Origin of the sequence: Sorangium sp. So ce394, assembly GCF_051474665.1 — a bacterium.
Lineage (GTDB): Bacteria > Myxococcota_A > Polyangia > Polyangiales > Polyangiaceae > Sorangium > Sorangium cellulosum_D.
This window is the reverse complement of the sequence record NZ_CP150339.1, coordinates 6,765,480-6,781,256: the sequence shown is the minus strand read 5'-3', so window position 1 is coordinate 6,781,256 and position 15,777 is coordinate 6,765,480. Positions and strand designations below refer to the sequence as shown.

Annotated in this window: 9 protein-coding genes; 4 read left to right on the top strand and 5 right to left on the bottom strand. The window is 71.7% G+C overall.

Annotated elements, in window-relative coordinates:
• The first annotated feature begins 18 nt into the window (after positions 1 to 18).
• Complete coding sequence (locus WMF33_RS24810; RefSeq protein ID WP_437322159.1) at positions 19 to 1,197, top strand: cation:dicarboxylate symporter family transporter; 1,179 nt, start codon at positions 19 to 21, stop codon at positions 1,195 to 1,197.
• A gap of 67 nt (positions 1,198 to 1,264) precedes the next feature.
• Here WMF33_RS24810 and WMF33_RS24805 read toward each other — a convergent pair whose 3' ends face one another.
• Positions 1,265 to 1,510, bottom strand: a complete 246-nt coding sequence (locus WMF33_RS24805) for a hypothetical protein (RefSeq protein ID WP_437339440.1) — start codon at positions 1,508 to 1,510, stop codon at positions 1,265 to 1,267.
• Positions 1,511 to 2,072: 562 nt separating this feature from the next.
• Here WMF33_RS24805 and WMF33_RS24800 point away from each other — a divergent pair.
• The 3 genes from WMF33_RS24800 (at position 2,073) to WMF33_RS24790 (ending at position 7,054) form a co-directional block, all read left to right on the top strand.
• A complete protein-coding gene (locus WMF33_RS24800) occupies positions 2,073 to 3,479 on the top strand; it encodes an MFS transporter (RefSeq protein ID WP_437339439.1) in 1,407 nt (468 codons plus the stop codon).
• A 45-nt stretch (positions 3,480 to 3,524) separates the two neighbouring features.
• Positions 3,525 to 4,847 (top strand): hypothetical protein, encoded by a 1,323-nt coding sequence (locus WMF33_RS24795; RefSeq protein ID WP_437339438.1) that lies wholly within the window; start codon positions 3,525 to 3,527, stop codon positions 4,845 to 4,847.
• Positions 4,848 to 4,975: 128 nt separating this feature from the next.
• Positions 4,976 to 7,054: a DUF7151 family protein gene (locus WMF33_RS24790; RefSeq protein ID WP_437339437.1), complete on the top strand. Its 2,079-nt coding sequence runs from the start codon at positions 4,976 to 4,978 to the stop codon at positions 7,052 to 7,054.
• A gap of 59 nt (positions 7,055 to 7,113) precedes the next feature.
• Here the strand turns inward: WMF33_RS24790 and WMF33_RS24785 are convergent, their stop codons facing one another.
• From WMF33_RS24785 to WMF33_RS24770, 4 genes are all read right to left on the bottom strand, one after another.
• Positions 7,114 to 10,236 carry a multidrug efflux RND transporter permease subunit gene (locus WMF33_RS24785; RefSeq protein ID WP_437339436.1) on the bottom strand — a complete coding sequence of 1,041 codons (3,123 nt, stop codon included), beginning with the start codon at positions 10,234 to 10,236 and terminating at the stop codon, positions 7,114 to 7,116.
• 26 nt (positions 10,237 to 10,262) lie between these two features.
• Complete coding sequence (locus tag WMF33_RS24780; protein WP_437339435.1) at positions 10,263 to 11,441, bottom strand: efflux RND transporter periplasmic adaptor subunit; 1,179 nt, start codon at positions 11,439 to 11,441, stop codon at positions 10,263 to 10,265.
• A 284-nt stretch (positions 11,442 to 11,725) separates the two neighbouring features.
• Positions 11,726 to 14,887 carry a hypothetical protein gene (locus WMF33_RS24775; protein ID WP_437339434.1) on the bottom strand — a complete coding sequence of 1,054 codons (3,162 nt, stop codon included), beginning with the start codon at positions 14,885 to 14,887 and terminating at the stop codon, positions 11,726 to 11,728.
• Positions 14,884 to 15,777, bottom strand: a complete 894-nt coding sequence (locus WMF33_RS24770) for an AAA family ATPase (RefSeq protein WP_437339433.1) — start codon at positions 15,775 to 15,777, stop codon at positions 14,884 to 14,886. The genes WMF33_RS24775 and WMF33_RS24770 overlap by 4 nt, the downstream gene beginning before the upstream one ends.

The window sequence follows — 15,777 nt, the reverse complement described above, 5'->3', positions numbered from 1 at the left end:
CGGTGGTCGACCCGCGCCATGGACGGTCTCCTGCGTTGGTACACCACGCTGGCGCCGGTCGTCATCTTCGTCGTCCTCGTGCCGACGTTCGTGAGCCTGCACCGGCAAGGGCGCCCGGGGCGGCTGCTCGCGTACATCATGGGCTGGCTCGCCCTCAAGCGTCTGGCCGCGTGCCTGTTCGGGGTCGTCGTCACGTGGCTCGTGTTCGGGCTCCCGCTGCTCCCCAGCCACGGCACGGGCGCGCCGTTCGAGGCCGCGCGCACCCTCTATAGCGCTTCGGTCCTGGTCATCTCGAGCCCGTGCTTCCTCGCCCTCTGCGCCGGCATCGCGACGTCGTTCGCGGCCGTACGCGCGCCGCGGGTCGCCCGTGCGCTGGAGCGCGCCGCGGACGCCCTGGAGCGCGCGGGAGGCGCCGTGCAGTGCCTGGTCCCGCTCTTCATGTTCGGGCTCGGCGCCTATCTCCGCGGGTTGCCCGCGCAGCTCGCCGCGCAGGCGCACGGGGGTCCCCTCGCGCGCGCCTCGGCGGGGGCGCCCCCCCTCGGCGCCGGAGACCTCATGCTCTCCTATCTGCTCGTGTCCGCGGTCGTCGGCGCTGCCTGCCTCGTCTTCCATGCGGCGGACCTGCTGAGGATGAAGGCCGCCGTCCCGGAGTTCTCGCTGCGCGACTATTTCGTCAACTACTGGCTCAAGGTCTACCCGCTGCTGTGGGCCTCGTGCAGCGAGGCGCTGGCGACGCCGCTCAACCTGCACCTCGTCCGCAAATGTTATCCGGCGGTGCCGCAGGAGCTCAGGCTCTTCGTGGTGGGTCTCGGCGGTTGGCTCAACGTCAACGGCACGTTGATCTGCGTGTTCGTCACGGCGGGCGCCGCCGCCCGCGCGGTCGGTCATGAGCTCTCGCTGCTCGAGCTCACGCTCGTGGTGCCGATCGTGTTTCTGCTCGGGTATGTCGTGCCCGGCATTCCGGGCGAGCTCGTCGTGTTCGCGACGCCGATGGGCGCCGCGCTGCACATCCCCGCGCGCCTGCTCCCGTCGTTCATCGCGCTCTACATCGGGTTCAACTTCGGCCTCCCGGACTCCTTCCGGTCGGGCCAGAACTCGACCGACAGCTGCGTGAGCGCCCTCCAGCTGCTCCGCAGGCTGACGCGCCGCCGCGCGCGGGGCGCAGGATCGAGCGGCGCCCGCCCGGCATTGTCGTGAAGGCAGCCGCGGGGCGCTGCCGTGCCTCGCGCCGAACGCACATGCCCGCGCTCGGGGACAGAAACGGTCACTTGTAGAACGCGACGTCGTCGATCCAGAAACCGAACGCATGGCCCGGGCCGAGGCTGAACTGGATGCGCTGGAGCCTGTCTTGCGCGATCGCCTCGAAGAGGCCAAATCCGGTCTGGACGAGGCACCCGACAGGAACCTTGAAGTGCTTCCAGTCGGACGTCAGGGTGATGCTCGTGTGGAAATGGTCGTAGCAGGGCACCTGACCCTCGTCGTCTCCGCAGATCTGACCGCCCGGGCTCATCCCCCTTGGTCAGCAGGCGCGCCTCGCGGCTCATCGGCAGTCCACGGCGGTGTTCAGCGACGCTGTCCGGCAGGCCGGGGCGGGAGCCGGCCGCCTCCCGCCCCGGCCCCCTGCCGGCGAGAGCTCGCGGCGGTCGCGATCGGCGCGCGAAGCTCCGCGCCACACGTGCGCGCGCCGGGGAGCAGAGACACAAGCAAACTACCTTCATGATGAACGCCGCGGGCGCGCCCCTCACCGCCCCGCGGAGAGGCCGCGCCCGATCGTCTGGTCGGGGGTACGCACGCGAGGCCCCGCACACGCGAGCTCGCCGAGCTCTCGGCGCGGACGGTGCCGATGAGCCTCGGCCGGGGGATCTCGACGCCGGACGAGGACATTGCGCCGCTGTTCCGGTCTCGTCTCCGCCGAGCGGGTAGGCCAGAGAACGAGGTTGGGCGCACTTGTTGGCAGTCAGAAGGATAGGTAGTATGGGTCTCGTCAGCATACGGTCCCGCTGGAAAGTTCTTGATGTGCTGAAGTCGCTCTGCGCGGACCATCCTCTCGGGAGACCCAAATGAGTACCAACATGACAAGTGGCGTCGTCCATGGCGGCGCCGATGCGCCCATCGAGGATACCGGGACGATCCGTCGCGTGATCACCGCGTCGTCGCTCGGAACGTTGTTCGAGTGGTACGATTTCTACCTCTACGGCAGCCTCGCCGTGTTCTTTGGCGGGCTGTTCTTTCCGGCCGGCAACGAGACTGCGCAGCTGCTCGCGAGCCTCGCGACCTTCGGAGCAGGGTTCGGCGTGCGCCCGCTCGGCGCCGTGGTGTTCGGGCACATCGGCGACCTGATCGGCCGCAAATACACGTTCCTCGTCACCATGGCCACCATGGGCATCTCGACCGCGCTGACGGGCCTCTTGCCCACGTACGAGCAGATCGGCATCGCCTCGACCATCCTGCTCGTGCTCTTGCGCCTCATGCAGGGCCTCGCGCTCGGCGGCGAGTACGGCGGCGCCGCCACCTACGTGGCCGAGCACGTACCGGACCAGAAGCGCGGCTATTACACGAGCTACATCCAGACCACCGCCACGCTCGGCTTCTTCGTGAGCATGGCGGTGATCGGGTCCACCCGCTCGCTGTTCGGCGAGGCGGACTTCAAGGCGTTCGGCTGGCGCGTGCCCTTCCTGCTCTCCTTCCTGCTCCTCGCCATCTCGCTCTACATCCGCGTGAAGATGAAGGAGTCGCCGCTCTTCTCGAAGCTCAAGTCGACCGGCAAGGTCTCGAAGAACCCGATCAAGGAGACCTTCTCCAACCCGCTCAACCGCAAGTACGTGCTCCTCGCCCTCTTCGGCGTGACGGCGGGCCAGGGCGTCGTCTGGTACACGGGCCAGTTCTACGCGCTCACGTTCATGCAGAGCGTGCTGAAGATCCAGTGGCAGACGGCCTACACCATCATGTCGGTCGCGCTCGCGCTCACCACGCCGCTGTTCCTGGTGTTCGGCGGCCTGTCCGATCGCGTCGGCCGCAAGAAGATCATGATGGCCGGCTGCGCGCTCGGCGCGATCACCTACATCCCGATCTACATGGCCATGAAGCACTTCTCGAACCCGAGCGGCCTGCCCGTGGCGAACCCGGACGAGGTCAACGTGCCCATGATGATCCTGCTCATCGGCATCCAGATGGTCTACGTGACCATGGTGTACGGGCCGATCGCGGCGTTCCTCGTCGAGCTCTTCCCCACGAAGATCCGCTACACCTCGATGTCCATCCCTTACCACCTGGGCAACGGCTGGTTCGGCGGCTTCTTGCCGCTGATCGCCACGGCCGTCACCGCGTCGGCCTGGGCCAAGACCACGTTCGGGGCGGGCGCGATCTACACGGGCCTGATTTATCCCATCGCCGTCTGCGCGGTCACGTTGATCGTGGGCGGCCTCTTCATCCGCGAGACCAAGGATCACCGCATCGACGCCGACGTCCACGGCGCGTGACCAGGGCCGAGCCCGCGCACCCGATTCAGAGGAGAACTCATGATCATGTGGAAGACACCTAGCGCAGCGCTCGCCGCCTCGCTCGCGCTGGCCGGAGTCGCCGCGCCCGCCACGGGCAGAGCGCAAACGGCGGAGCCGCCTCAGCAACCCGCGCCGGCCGAGGCCGCGGCGGCGCCCGTGGTGGAGCCTCCGCCTCCGCCGCCGGTCGAGCCGAAGAAGCCCGACGACAAGCCGCTCGTGCGCGTCTACGGCATCGTCAAGCCCACCGTCGTCGTCGGGAACGGCCTCGAGTCCTTCGGCAACCCGAACTACTCCGCGCCCACGGCCGCGGTGAACCCGGTGTTCCTCGCCGATCCGGACGCCGTCGGCCTGAGCTTCCAGGCGGCGCAGACGCGCTTCGGCGTGACCGCCGGGGAGGGCACGCCCGTGAAGGGGCAGCTCGAGGTCGACTTCATCGATTTCGGCAAGTCGTCGCCGGCTCAGGCGATGACGCTCCGCGTGCGGCAGGCGTTCGTGGAGTGGTCTCCCGCCGACGGGCACAAGCTCACGCTGGGCCAGCTCTGGGACCTGTTCTCGCCGCTGAACACGCACACGTACAACCTCGTGGGCGCGCTCTTCCAGTCCGGGAACTCGGGCTTCATGCGCCACCAGCTCAGCTACGTCGCCACCCTCGGCAGCGTCGAGGTGGGCGCCGCGCTCGGTCTGGTGAGCCAGAACGTCACGGCGATCCTCAACAACGTGGAGTACTCGCGCACGCCCACCTTCGCGCTGCGCGCGGGCTACCGCGCCGAGAAGGCCGCATGGATCGGCGCGTCGGTGATCGCCACGTCGCTCGCCTTCGACGCGAACCTGCCGACCGAAGAGAGGAAGCTGGCCATCGGCGGCAACCTGTTCGCCGAGGTCACGTCCGGTCCGCTGAACCTGCGGGCCGAGGCGTACGGCGGTCAGAACCTCGCCAACCTGGGGCTCTTGACGCTCGGCCAGGGCCACCGCGCGAAGGACGTCGCCGAGGTGGGCGGCTGGGTGTCGGGGAAGCTCACGTTCGACAAGCACGCCCTGCACCTCATCGCGGGGGCCGCGATGGTGCCGAGCGCCGACGACATGCTGCTCGGCTACACGCCCGGAACACCGGCGGCAGAGGGCGCGCCGGCCACACCGCCCGCGCGCGTGGGCGGCAACGGCCCCGGCATCGAGCGCAACGTGACGGTGCGCGCGGGCTACGCCTTCTCGCCCATGAAGGGGCTCTCGATCGTGCTCGAGCCCTCCCTGATGCTCACGCGCCACAAGCTCGATCCGGCCGCCGAGGTGGACAAAGGCGCGGACCGCGTGGGCGCGGCCGTCGAGGCGGGCGGTCTCTATCAGTTCTGACGGCCCGCGCGCAGCAGCGCGCCGGAGCTGACCGCGACGGCCCCGCCGCCCCCCGCCGGCGCGCAAAGCGTGCTCCCCGGGGCCGTCGCCGTAGAGTATCCGCTTATTCGTGCTACGCGTGGTTCTCTATGATGGGAACCCGAACCTATTACCCCCTTCTGCTTGCGCTCATCGCGCCGGCCGCGTGCGGCGGCGAGAGCGACCCCCCGGCGCCGATCGAGCGGCAGCTCGAGGTCGTCGTGCGCACCGACGCGGCGAGCGAAGCGCAGTGTCCTCACGGTGGCTCCGTCGTCCACGCCGGCCTCGATCGCAACGAGAACGGCGCGCTCGACGAGGACGAGATCGCCGAGTCGACCCTGCAGTGCCAGGACGAGGACGTCGCGCCGGACGACGACGACGACACGCCTGACGAGCCGCCGGAGACCCTGGTCCGCGTCGACGACGAGCCGGCCGGCGAGGCGTGCGCCGACGGCGGCGCGGCCGTCCGGTCGGGTCCCGACGAGAACGGCAACGGCGTCCTCGACGAGCAGGAGGTCGCGGCGACGGAGTACATCTGCGACGACGCGCTGCTGACGCGGATGGTGGCCGAGCCGCCGGGCGAGCGCTGCGCGTCCGACGGCATCGCCTTCCAGGTCGGGCGCGACGTGGACGGCGACGGGGAGCTGGGCGACGAAGAGGTCGAGTGGACCGAGGTCGAGTGCAGCGACGTGATCCAGCGCGACGTCGCGGTGACGTCGGCGGAAGATCTCGCGCTCCTCGCCGACATCCGGGCGATTCACGGCGCGCTGTCGATCCGCGACACCTCGGTCGCCTCGGTCGAGCTGCCGGCGCTCGCGCACGTCGGCGGGCGCCTCACGGTGTCGGGCAACCGCGCGCTCACGGGCCTCTCGCTCCCCGCGCTCGCGGCCGTGGGGGGGAGTCTGGACGTGTACGATAACGCCGAGCTCGCTCGCATGGATCTGACCGGGCTGGTGCAGACCGGCGGCGAGCTCCACCTGAGCGAGAACCCCGCGCTGGCCGCCATCGGCCTCGCGGCGCTGCGCAAGGTGGACGACGAGATCGTCGTGCGCGGCAACGCGGCCCTCGAGGAGATCGAGCTCCGCATGTTCGACAGGCTCGATGACGTGGTCATCGCAGGAAACGCGAGCCTGACCGACGTGGTCGTCCGGGTGTCGCCGCTCCGCGATCTCTCCACGCAAGCGGGCCGGGTGACCCTCCTCGACAACCCGAAGCTCGCGAGCGCGGAGCTCGCGGCCGATAGCTTTCACGGCATCAACGTGGTCCGCAACGCATCGCTGCAGAAGATCACCATTGAGAGCGACCGGATCACCGGGGACGTGAACGTGCAGGAAGCGCCCGCGCTCGACGTTGCGTGGCTCCTCACCGCCGGCGATAGCTTCGCAGACCACCTGGAGATCGGCGGCACCCTCTACGTGGCGGCTCCCCTCAGCTCGCTGTGGTTCGGCAGCGAGCAGAGCGGGCTCGTCGCGGGGGGGTTCGTGCTCGAGGGGACACGGATCGAGCGGTTCGAGCGCAGCGTGGCCCACGTGCGCGGTAACGTCACGTTCCGTCGCAACTCGAACCTCGGCTATTTCGAGGTGGAGCAGGTGGACGGGGGCCTGACGCTCGACGACAACGACGCGCTGGGGAACTTCTCAGTCCGCGACGACGGGAACTTGGGCGGGGATGTGTACGTCGTCGGCAACGACCGGCTCCAGCACCTGGCGGGTCTGCAGCAGACGCACAGCGTGGGAGGCGATCTGACCATCTCCGGCAACGCGTCCCTGATCCGCCCCGCGATGCTCGGGCTCGAGTACGTGGGCGGTAACGTGTCCATCGGCAGTAACCCGGCGCTGGAGCACCTCGACCTGGGGACGCTCCGCAGGATCGAGGGAACGCTCACGGTGTTCGGTACGGCGATGTCTGTCTGGAGCGGGCTCGACGCGCTGCAGTCGATCGGGGGAACGGCGACCATCAGCGGCAACCCCGATCTCGAGACCATCGACCTGCTCGCGCTTCAGAGCGTCGGAGGCTTCTTCGCCATCCGTGAGAACGGCCAGCTCCGGCGGGTGGGCCTGGACGCCCTGAGCCGCGCCGACCTCGACATCACGGCAAACCCGTCGCTGCCGGCGTGCGTGGTCGACGCGCTCTTCGCGAGGGTCACCGGCAGCCACCGCCAGGAGGGGAACGGCGAGCGCTGCCCGTGACGCCGCTCTGTAGTACCAGAGGCGGGCGAGAACCGCTCTACTGCGCCTTTCAGGCGGGTTTAACCCGTTTGTCGCTCTAGGGGGTCGCCGGCCGCCCTCTCGCGCCGCACGCGGCTGACCAGCACGAAGAACAGCGGCGCGAAGAAGATGCTGAACAGCGTCGCGGTGAGCATGCCGCCGAACACGCCCGTCCCGATGGCGTGCTGCGTGGCCGAGCCCGCGTTCCGCGCGAACACGAGCGGCATCACGCCCAGGATGAACGCCAGCGACGTCATCAGGATCGGCCGGAAGCGCAGGCGCGCCGCCTCGATCGCCGCGTCCCGCACGCTCTTGCCCTGCTCGCGCAGGCTCTTCGCGAACTCGATGATCAGGATCGCGTTCTTCGCCGACAGCCCCATGATGGTGATGAGCCCGACCTTGAAGAACACGTCGTTCGGCAGCCCGCGCACCGTCATGGCCAGCACCGCGCCCAGCACCCCGAGCGGCACCACGAGGATCACCGAGAGCGGGATCGCGAAGCTCTCGTAGAGCGCCGCCAGCACCAGGAACACCACGAACAGCGACAGCGCGAGCAGCGCCGGCGCCTCGGCCCCCGACAGCCGCTCCTGGAACGACTGCCCTGTCCACTCCACCCCGAACCCCGGCGGCAGCTGCGCGGCCAGGCGCTCCATCTCCGACATCGCCTCGCCGCTGCTCCGCCCGGGCGCCGGCGCGCCGCTGATCCCGGTGGCCGGAAACCCGTTGAAGCGCGCGAACTGGAGCGGGCCGCGCTCCCACGCCGCCGTCGCGAACGCGGAGAGCGGCACCATCTGACCGGCGCCGTTGGGCACGGACAGCCGCAGCACGTCCTCGATCTGCATCCGGCTCGCCTCGTTCGCCTGCACGATCACCTGCTGCAGCCGACCCTGGTTGGGGAAATCGTTGACGTAGGTCGGGCTCAGCGCGGTCGACAGCACCCCGGCCGCGCTCTCGAAGCTGACGCCGAGCGCGCTCGCCTTCTGGCGGTCGATCCGCAGCCGGATCTGCGCGGCGTCGGGCTGCGCCTCGGCGCGCACCTGCGCGAGGACGGGGCTCCCGGCGGCGAGCTCGATCAGCCGCTGCTGCGCCGCCACGAGCGCCGCGTTCCCGCGCCCGCCCCGGTCCTGCAGCTTCAAGCTGAAGCCCGAGGTGCTGCTGAGCTCCATGATCGGCGGCGGCACCAGGCTGTACACAACGCCGTCGCGGATCTGGCCGAGCTTCTCGTTCGCCAGCGCGGCCTCGGCCTGGGCCGTCGCGCCGTCCGGGCGCTCGCCCCAGTCCTTCATCGTCAGGAAGATCATCGCCACGTTCTGCCCCGAGCCCGAGAAGCCGAAGCCCGGGAAGGACGCCACGCTGCTGATGGCAGGGCGGCCGAGGTAGTGCGCCTCCACCTGCTCGACCGCCCTCAGCGTGCGGTGCTGCGTGGCCTCGGGCGGGAGCTGCACGTCGACGATCACGAGCCCCTGATCCTCCTCCGGCAAGAAGGCGGTCGGCAGCCGGACGTAGAGCAGGCCGAGCGTCGCGACGAGGATCGTGAACCCGAGGAGCAGCCGGCGGCGCCTGTCGAGCGAGCCCGCGACCCAGCGCCGGTACCCGGAGGTGAGCCGCTCGAAGCCGGCGTTGAACCAACCGAGCGGGCCGCGGCGCCGCGCGTGGCCGGCGGGGACGGGCCTCAGCAAGACCACGCAGAGCGCCGGCGTGAGCGTCAGCGCGAGGAACGCCGAGAACAGGATCGAGACCGCCATCGACATCGAGAACTGCCGGTAGATCGCGCCCACCGAGCCCGACGCGAACGCCATCGGCACGAACACCGCCGAGAGCACGAGCGTGATGCCGACGACGGCGCCCGAGATCTCCGCCATCGCCTTCCGCGTCGCCTCGCGCGGGGACAGCCCCTCCTCGGCCATCAGCCGCTCGACGTTCTCGACCACGACGATCGCGTCGTCGACGATGATGCCGATCGCGAGCACCATGCCGAACAGGCTCAGCATGTTGATCGACGCGCCCGCGAGGAGCATCACCGCGCACGTGCCGAGCAGCGCGAGCGGCACCACGATCGCCGGGATGAGCGTGTAGCGGATGTTCTGCAGGAACAGGAACATCACCACGAACACGAGCACCATGGCCTCGACCAGGGTCTCGAGCACCTTGTGCACCGAGGTCCTGACGAAGGGCGCGGTGTCGTAAGGCACGCTGTAGGTCACGTTGGGCGGCAGGCCCCGCGAGAGCTCCTCCATGCGGGCGCGCACGAGGTCGGAGGTCTTCATCGCGTTCGCGCCGTTCGCGAGCTGGATGCCGATCGCCGCGTCGGGCTTGCCGTTGCTCCGCGACGACGACGCCATGTTCTGCGCGCCGATCTCGATCGTCGCGACGTCGCGGAGGAGCACGCGCGACCCGTCGGGCTTCGCGCGGAGGACGATCGCCCCGAAATCCTCGGGCGTCGTGAGCTGCCCCTCGGCGATGAGCGTGGCGCTGATCTGCTGCGTGGGCGGGCTCGGCAGGTCGCCGATGCGGCCCGACGCGAACTGGACGTTCTGCGCGGCGATGGCGGCCGACACGTCGGCGGGCGAGAGCGCGAGCGCCGCGAGCTTGGTCGGATCGATCCAGATCCGCATGGCGCGCTCGCTGGTCCAGAGCTGCACGCGGCCGACGCCCGGGACGCGCTTGATATCGTCGATGATGGAGCGGGCGAGGATGTCGCCGAGCGCGGTGGGGCTGAGGCTGCCGTCGCGCGACGACAGGCTGACGATCATCAGGAAGCTCGACGTCGAGGCCTCGACGAACAGGCCGGATTGCCGCACGGCCGCGGGGAGGCGGGGCTCGACCGCCTTGAGCCGGTTCTGGACGTCGATCTGCGCGAGATCGGGGTCGGTGCCGGGCAGGAAGGTCGCGGTGATCTGGGCCCCGCCGGAGGCGTCGCTCGACGATTGGAAGTAGAGCAGGCGCTTGGCGCTGCTCAGCTCGCGCTCGATGAGGCTGACGACGCTCTGGTCGAGCGTCTCCGGCGTCGCGCCGGGGTAGCTCGCATAGATGGAGACGGTCGGCGGCGCGACCGACGGGTACTGCGTCACGGGGAGCCGCGGCAGCGCGATCACCCCGAGGAGCGCGATGAACATCGCGATGACGACCGCGAAGACGGGCCGGTCGATGAAGAAGCGCGACATGCTGGCCTCGATCTGCTCCGCGCGCGTCAGCGCGCCGCCGGCGCCGCGGGCGCGGGCGCGGCGGCCGAGGCCGCGGGCGTGAAGGGGACGGCGCGGACCTCGGCGCCCGGGGCGACCTTCTGGTGGCCCTCGACCACGACCTTGTCGCCGGCGTTCAGGCCGGAGGTGACGATGTAGCGGTCGCGATCGACGCCGCCCGTCTCGACCTGGCGCACGGCCGTCTTGCCGTCGGGCTGGACGACGAGGACCGTCGCGTTGCCGCCGCCGTCGCGGCCGACCGCCTGCTGCGGCACCGTGAGGGCCGCCTGATCGACGCGCTTGGCGAGCTTCACGCGCACGAACATGCCGGGCAAGAGCAGGCGGCTCGGGTTCGGGAAGCGCGCGCGCAGCGTCACCTCGCCGGTGCCGGGGTCGACGCTGATGCCCGAGAAGAGCAGCTCGCCCTTCTCGGGGTACTCGACGCCATCGTCGAGCACGAGGAGCGCGGCGTGCTCGCCGGCCGCGCCCTGGGGCGCGGCGTCCAGCGCGGCGCGGCGCAGGCGCGTGAGCTGCGAGGCGGGCTGCTTGATGTCGACGTAGACCGTGTCGATCTGCTGGATGACGGCGAGCGGCGTCGCCTCGGCCTGGCCGACGAGCGCGCCTTCGGTGACGAGCGCGCCGCCGATCCTGCCGCTGATCGGGGCGGTCACGGTCGCGTAGCCGAGGTTCAGGCGGGCCAGCGAGAGCGCCGAGCGCGCCTGGGCGATCTCGGCGTGGGCCATGGCCTGGGCGGCCAGCGCGTCGTCGTACGCCTCGCGGCTGACGAGCCCCTCCTGCACGAGCGCGGTGGCGCGCTTCGCGCGCGCCTCGGCCTGGCCGAGGTTGGCCTGCCCCTTGGCGAGGGCGGCGGCGGCGCTGTCGACGGCGGCCTTGAGGGGCGCGGGGTCGATCACGAAGAGCGTCTGCCCCTCCTTGACCTCGCTCCCTTCGGTGAAGCTGCGCTTCAGGACGACGCCCGCGACGCGCGCGCGCACCTCCGCCAGGCGGAGGGGGGCGACGCGGCCGGGGAGCTCGTCGCGGAGGGTCACGGGCTCCATCTGGACCTCGATGACGCCGACCTCGGGCGGGGGCGGCGCCGGCGGGGTGTCGGCCGCGGCGCGGCACGCGCCGAGGCCGAGGAGGAGGGCGGCTGGGAGGAGCCCGCCGAGCGTGCGGAGGTCGGTCATACGTCGATGCAGCCTGGGTCGAGGGAATGTCCCCGGAGGAGGTCGTCCGTTGGGTCCGCCTTGGCGTAGTGCATGGGAGGGGGTCTTTCAACCTCGGGACCGCGCTTCAGGCAGGCGGAGACGCCGACGCCTCCGGCCGAGGGGGGCCGCGCTCGCGCCGCAGATCGACGCTTGGAGGGCGGAGGGAGAGATCCGCGAGGCCGAGATCGCGACGGTGGAGGAGGCGCAGGGGACGTCGGTCTGGCCTTCGTCGCGGCCCTGTCTTCAATCCGCTTCTCGCGGCTTCACTTGGCAGCTGGGCTCGCCGAGGTCGCCACGAACACGCAGGACCGTACGCAGCTCGTTTGTTCTCTCCCGCAACCTGCGATGCAGTCTTGGACTGCAGCGTCCTGTTTGGGCCCCTCCATGGGCCCCTTCAGAGTGCAGCCGCTACGGCACTGATTGTACCGATCGCCGCACGTGGTCTCGCAGTTCTTCCTCCTCTTGTCGGGGTTCACGGCGCACTTTCCACGTGAACAGTCCTCGTCCGGACCGCAGTGCGTCACGCAGTCGCCACAGTGGTTGCGGTCCGTCGAGCGGTTCGACTCGCACCCGTCGTTCATGGTCCCGTTGCAGCTCTGGAAGCCGGCGGTGCAGCTGTAGCCGCACGCCCCGCCGTCGCAGGTCGCCGTCGCGTTGGCGCGCGGCGGGCAGCAGCGCTCGCCGCAGCGGGTCTGACCGTCGGGGCAAGGGGACTCGCACGCGCCGCCGACGCACGTCCCCGCGCCGCAATCCTTGCCCGACACTCCGGCGCACCCGCCGCAGTTCCTCGGGTCGGTCATCACGTCGACGCACTGATCCCCGCATTTCGTCGTGCCCGCGGCGCACACGCTCCTGCATTCGCGTTCGACGCACGATGACCCGGCAGGGCAGCGATTCCCGCACCTGCCGCAGTTCTCCGCGGTCGTGACGTCCGTGCACCCGACGCCGGAGCACCACGCCTCGTCGCCTCCGCACGGCGGCGGGCAGCTCGGGTGGCGCCTCGCGGGGTCGAGCAGGCGCGCGATCGCGTCGTCGCCCGTGCCGGGCAGGACGCCGAGGGAGTGCTGGCACCGGAGGAGATCGCTGTCCTGGAGCGGAACGGGCGAGGCCGGCCCGGCGCTGGCCGTGAGCGAGATCGGATCGAGCTCGCGCCGCTCGCCCCCCTCGACCTGGGGCAGCTTCGTGATCAGCTCCAGCGCCGCCCCGCTCGTGCGCGTCAGGAAGGCGTCCTCGAGCGCCACCTCGGAGGGCTGAGCCACCGCCTCGAACGCGCGCACCGGGCCGATCACGGGGCGGATCTTGAACGCCACGAGGGGACGCCCGGGCGCCCGCGCGAGCCCGTACGTCGCCTCGGGCGCGATCACGACGTCGTAGAAGCGGTCGAAGGCGCAGAGGGCCATGCGCAGGTCCTCCGCGTCGACGACGAGGTTCGCCCGGCCATCCATCGAGAGCGGCCGCGGGGAGAAGGCGCCGGCCGCCGCCGCCACGGCCGTGAAGAGCGCCGCCGCCCCGAGCACGGAGGCCGCCGCGGCGCCCGACAGCGCGAAGCGCGGCGGCCAGAGGCTCCGGAGGCCGCGGCGGGCGATGAGGCGCAGGAGGTCCGCGCGGGGCCCTCCGACCCTCCGCCGCACGTCGCGCTCCCTGTCCAGCCGGCCCTCGAGCTCCGGCCCGATCGGCCCGGCGAGGAGCCTCGCGAGCGCCGCGCGCGCGTCCCGCCGCGCGCGCCCGTCGCCCGCGTCGAGGTCCTGAAGCGCCACGTCCTGCTGCCAGCGCAGGTGAGCCGCCGAATCCTTGTCGCTCGGCTCGGCCCGGAGGAGCGCGTCGCGGAGGAACCGCCGCACCGCTGCCTCGGGGAAGCGGCCGCTCCGGCGGGCCTCCCGCAGCGATCCGGCGAGCGCGCGCCGCTCTGGCGCCGTCTCGCGGCCCTCGACGATCGGCGCGACGGCGAGCAGGATCGACCCCGGCGTGTGCGGCAAGAAGCGCCGGCGCAGCGCCTCCGCGAGCTCGAACGAGGGCCGCGGCGCGAGCGCGAGCATCGCGCGCAGCAGGTGAAGGTCGACGAGATCGAGGGGCGGGCGCTCGGCGCGCGGCGCGAAGGCCGGCGCGGCGGCGTGGGAGCGCAGCGCCGCGAGCCGCCGCGCGGCGCCGAGCACGCCGTGCTCGTCGAGCGGGAAGGCCGCGACCGCCGTGGCCGGCGACGCGAGCCCGCGAGGCCACAGGTCCGGATCCTCGATCGGCGTGAGGAGCACGCTCGCCGGCCAGGGCTGCAGCGCGACGCGCAGCGCCTCGCGGGGATCGGAGAGCGCCGCGGCCACGGCCTCCCCGGTGCCGAGCAGGATCATCGGCTGACCGCCGAGCCGCGGCGCGAGCGCGCCGAGGGGGACGGCGCGCGCGCCGGGGCGGACGGCGACGCGCGTGGGGTCGCCCGCGAACCACAGCCGCGTCACGTCGGCGCCCGAGCGCTCGAGCGCCTCGACGAACGCCTCCAGGGCGGCGCGGAAGGGGCGGCTCGCGGCGCTCGTGTCCACGAGCACCACGGCGCGCGTCCGGCCGAGCCGCGTCCGCCGCACGAGGGTGGGGAAGAGCCCGGCGCGCGCGGTCGCGTCGACGGTGCGCGCCACGTCGATCTCCGGCGACAGCAGGGCTTCGCGGAGCGACCGCTCGAGCGTCACGCTCATCCGGTCGAGCGCGGCCCGCGCGCGCCGATCGGGGATGGGCGCGAGGTCGTACCAGCGCGGCCCGGAGCGCTCGACGAAGGCCTCGGTGAGGGTGCCTCGCTGCCGCGCGAGCAGGCGCCTCCGCCCGCGCACCACGCCGGCCACGCCGAGCGAGAGCAGCGTGCCCGAGAGGAGCACGAGAGAGGGCAGGTACCAGCGCTGGATGCTCGTCTCTTCCGGCCGGCACGCCGTGACGTCGCCCCCGCCGGCGCCGCTCGTGCTGCTCGCGCCGCTCGCGCTGCCGTCCGCCGTGCTCGCGCCGCTCGCCCCGCCGCTGCCTGCGTCGCCAGGCGGTGGATCAGGTGATCCAGGGGAGATCCAGAGCGCGGCGCTGGTCACGAGCGCGACCGTCGCGAGGAGCGCGCCGAGCTGGCGGCCGCGCGGGCGGAGCCAGCGCGCGAGCGCCGCCCACGCGCTCGACCGCGCCTCCGGCGCCATGGGCGGAGGGGGCGGCCGCGGGGTCGACGGCGCGGGCGGCGGTTCTTCCTCGGGGAAGACGCGGTCGAACGCCTCCTCGACGAGCTCCACCTCGGCGCGGCTGCGGGCGAGCAGGCTGGCCACCGCCGTGCGCAGCTCCTCGCGCGAGGCGCCGTCGTAACGGCTCAAGAACCGCGCGAAGGCGAGCCGCTCCCGGGGGCCGACGGCGACGCCGGAGCGCTTCACCTCGTCGAGCAGGTCGTCGAACGGGAAGCGGTCTTCGCCCGTCATCGGGTCGCCGGCCCGGCTCTCTCCGCGTCGCCCGTCGCGCCGAGCACGCGCCTGAAATCCTCGTCCAGCTTGAGGAGCACGCCCGGGTAGAGCTCGGCCAGGCGCCGCGCCAGCACGTCGGCCTCCGTCACCTTCGCGCGGAGGAGCACCTTGACCCACGCGAGCAGCTCGCCGGTGGCCGGCCGCTTCTCGATGTCCGACGCGCGGACCTCACGGAAGCGCTTCAGCACCGCCGCGAGGAGGCCGTCGGAGATCTGCGCGGCGGCGTATTTCGACCGCACGATCGCGCCGAGCTCCTTGTCGCTCGGGAACTCGATGTGATGAAAGACGCACCGCCGGAGGAACGCGTGCGGCAGCGGCTGCTCGCGGTTGCTCGTGACGATCACGAACGGCCGCGCGCCGTCCTTGCCCTCGATCGTCTCGCCGGTCTCGTGCACCGGGAACCTGAGCCGTCCCTCGAGCACGCCCAGCAGATCGTTGGGGAAGTCGCGCGGCGCCTTGTCGATCTCGTCGATGAGCACGACGCGCGGCGTGGGCGAGCGGATCGCCTCGCCGAGCGCCTCATAACGCACGTAATTCGCCGGGGCGCTGGCGAGCTCGCTCTTGACCTGGGCGTCGTGGAGGCGGCGCAGGCTGTCGAAGGAGTAGAGGCAATCGCGCGCTTGGTGGTCGCTGCGGGCGACGAAGGTGAGGACCTCGCCCAGGCCGAGGCGCCTCGCGACCGACTCGGCGAGCCTGGTCTTGCCGGTGCCCGGCTCGCCGGTGACGAGCAGCGGCTGCTCGGCCGCGAGCGCCGTATTCACCGCGACCGCGAGCTTCTTGCTGGGGATGTAGTCGTCGCCGTCGAACGGCCCGTCGGGGTACTGGCGGAATTCGTAGTGCTCGTCCAT

Bases quoted from the DNA above. Each gene is read 5' to 3' on its own strand.
- WMF33_RS24785 (WP_437339436.1), bottom strand. From the start codon at position 10,236: ATGTCGCGCTTCTTCATCGACCGGCCCGTCTTCGCGGTCGTCATCGCG.
- WMF33_RS24805 (WP_437339440.1), bottom strand. From the start codon at position 1,510: ATGAGCCCGGGCGGTCAGATCTGCGGAGACGACGAGGGTCAGGTGCCC.
- WMF33_RS24790 (WP_437339437.1), top strand. From the start codon at position 4,976: ATGATGGGAACCCGAACCTATTACCCCCTTCTGCTTGCGCTCATCGCG.
- WMF33_RS24810 (WP_437322159.1), top strand. From the start codon at position 19: ATGGACGGTCTCCTGCGTTGGTACACCACGCTGGCGCCGGTCGTCATC.
- WMF33_RS24780 (WP_437339435.1), bottom strand. From the start codon at position 11,441: ATGACCGACCTCCGCACGCTCGGCGGGCTCCTCCCAGCCGCCCTCCTC.
- WMF33_RS24770 (WP_437339433.1), bottom strand. From the start codon at position 15,777: ATGGACGAGCACTACGAATTCCGCCAGTACCCCGACGGGCCGTTCGAC.
- WMF33_RS24795 (WP_437339438.1), top strand. From the start codon at position 3,525: ATGTGGAAGACACCTAGCGCAGCGCTCGCCGCCTCGCTCGCGCTGGCC.
- WMF33_RS24775 (WP_437339434.1), bottom strand. From the start codon at position 14,887: ATGACGGGCGAAGACCGCTTCCCGTTCGACGACCTGCTCGACGAGGTG.
- WMF33_RS24800 (WP_437339439.1), top strand. From the start codon at position 2,073: ATGACAAGTGGCGTCGTCCATGGCGGCGCCGATGCGCCCATCGAGGAT.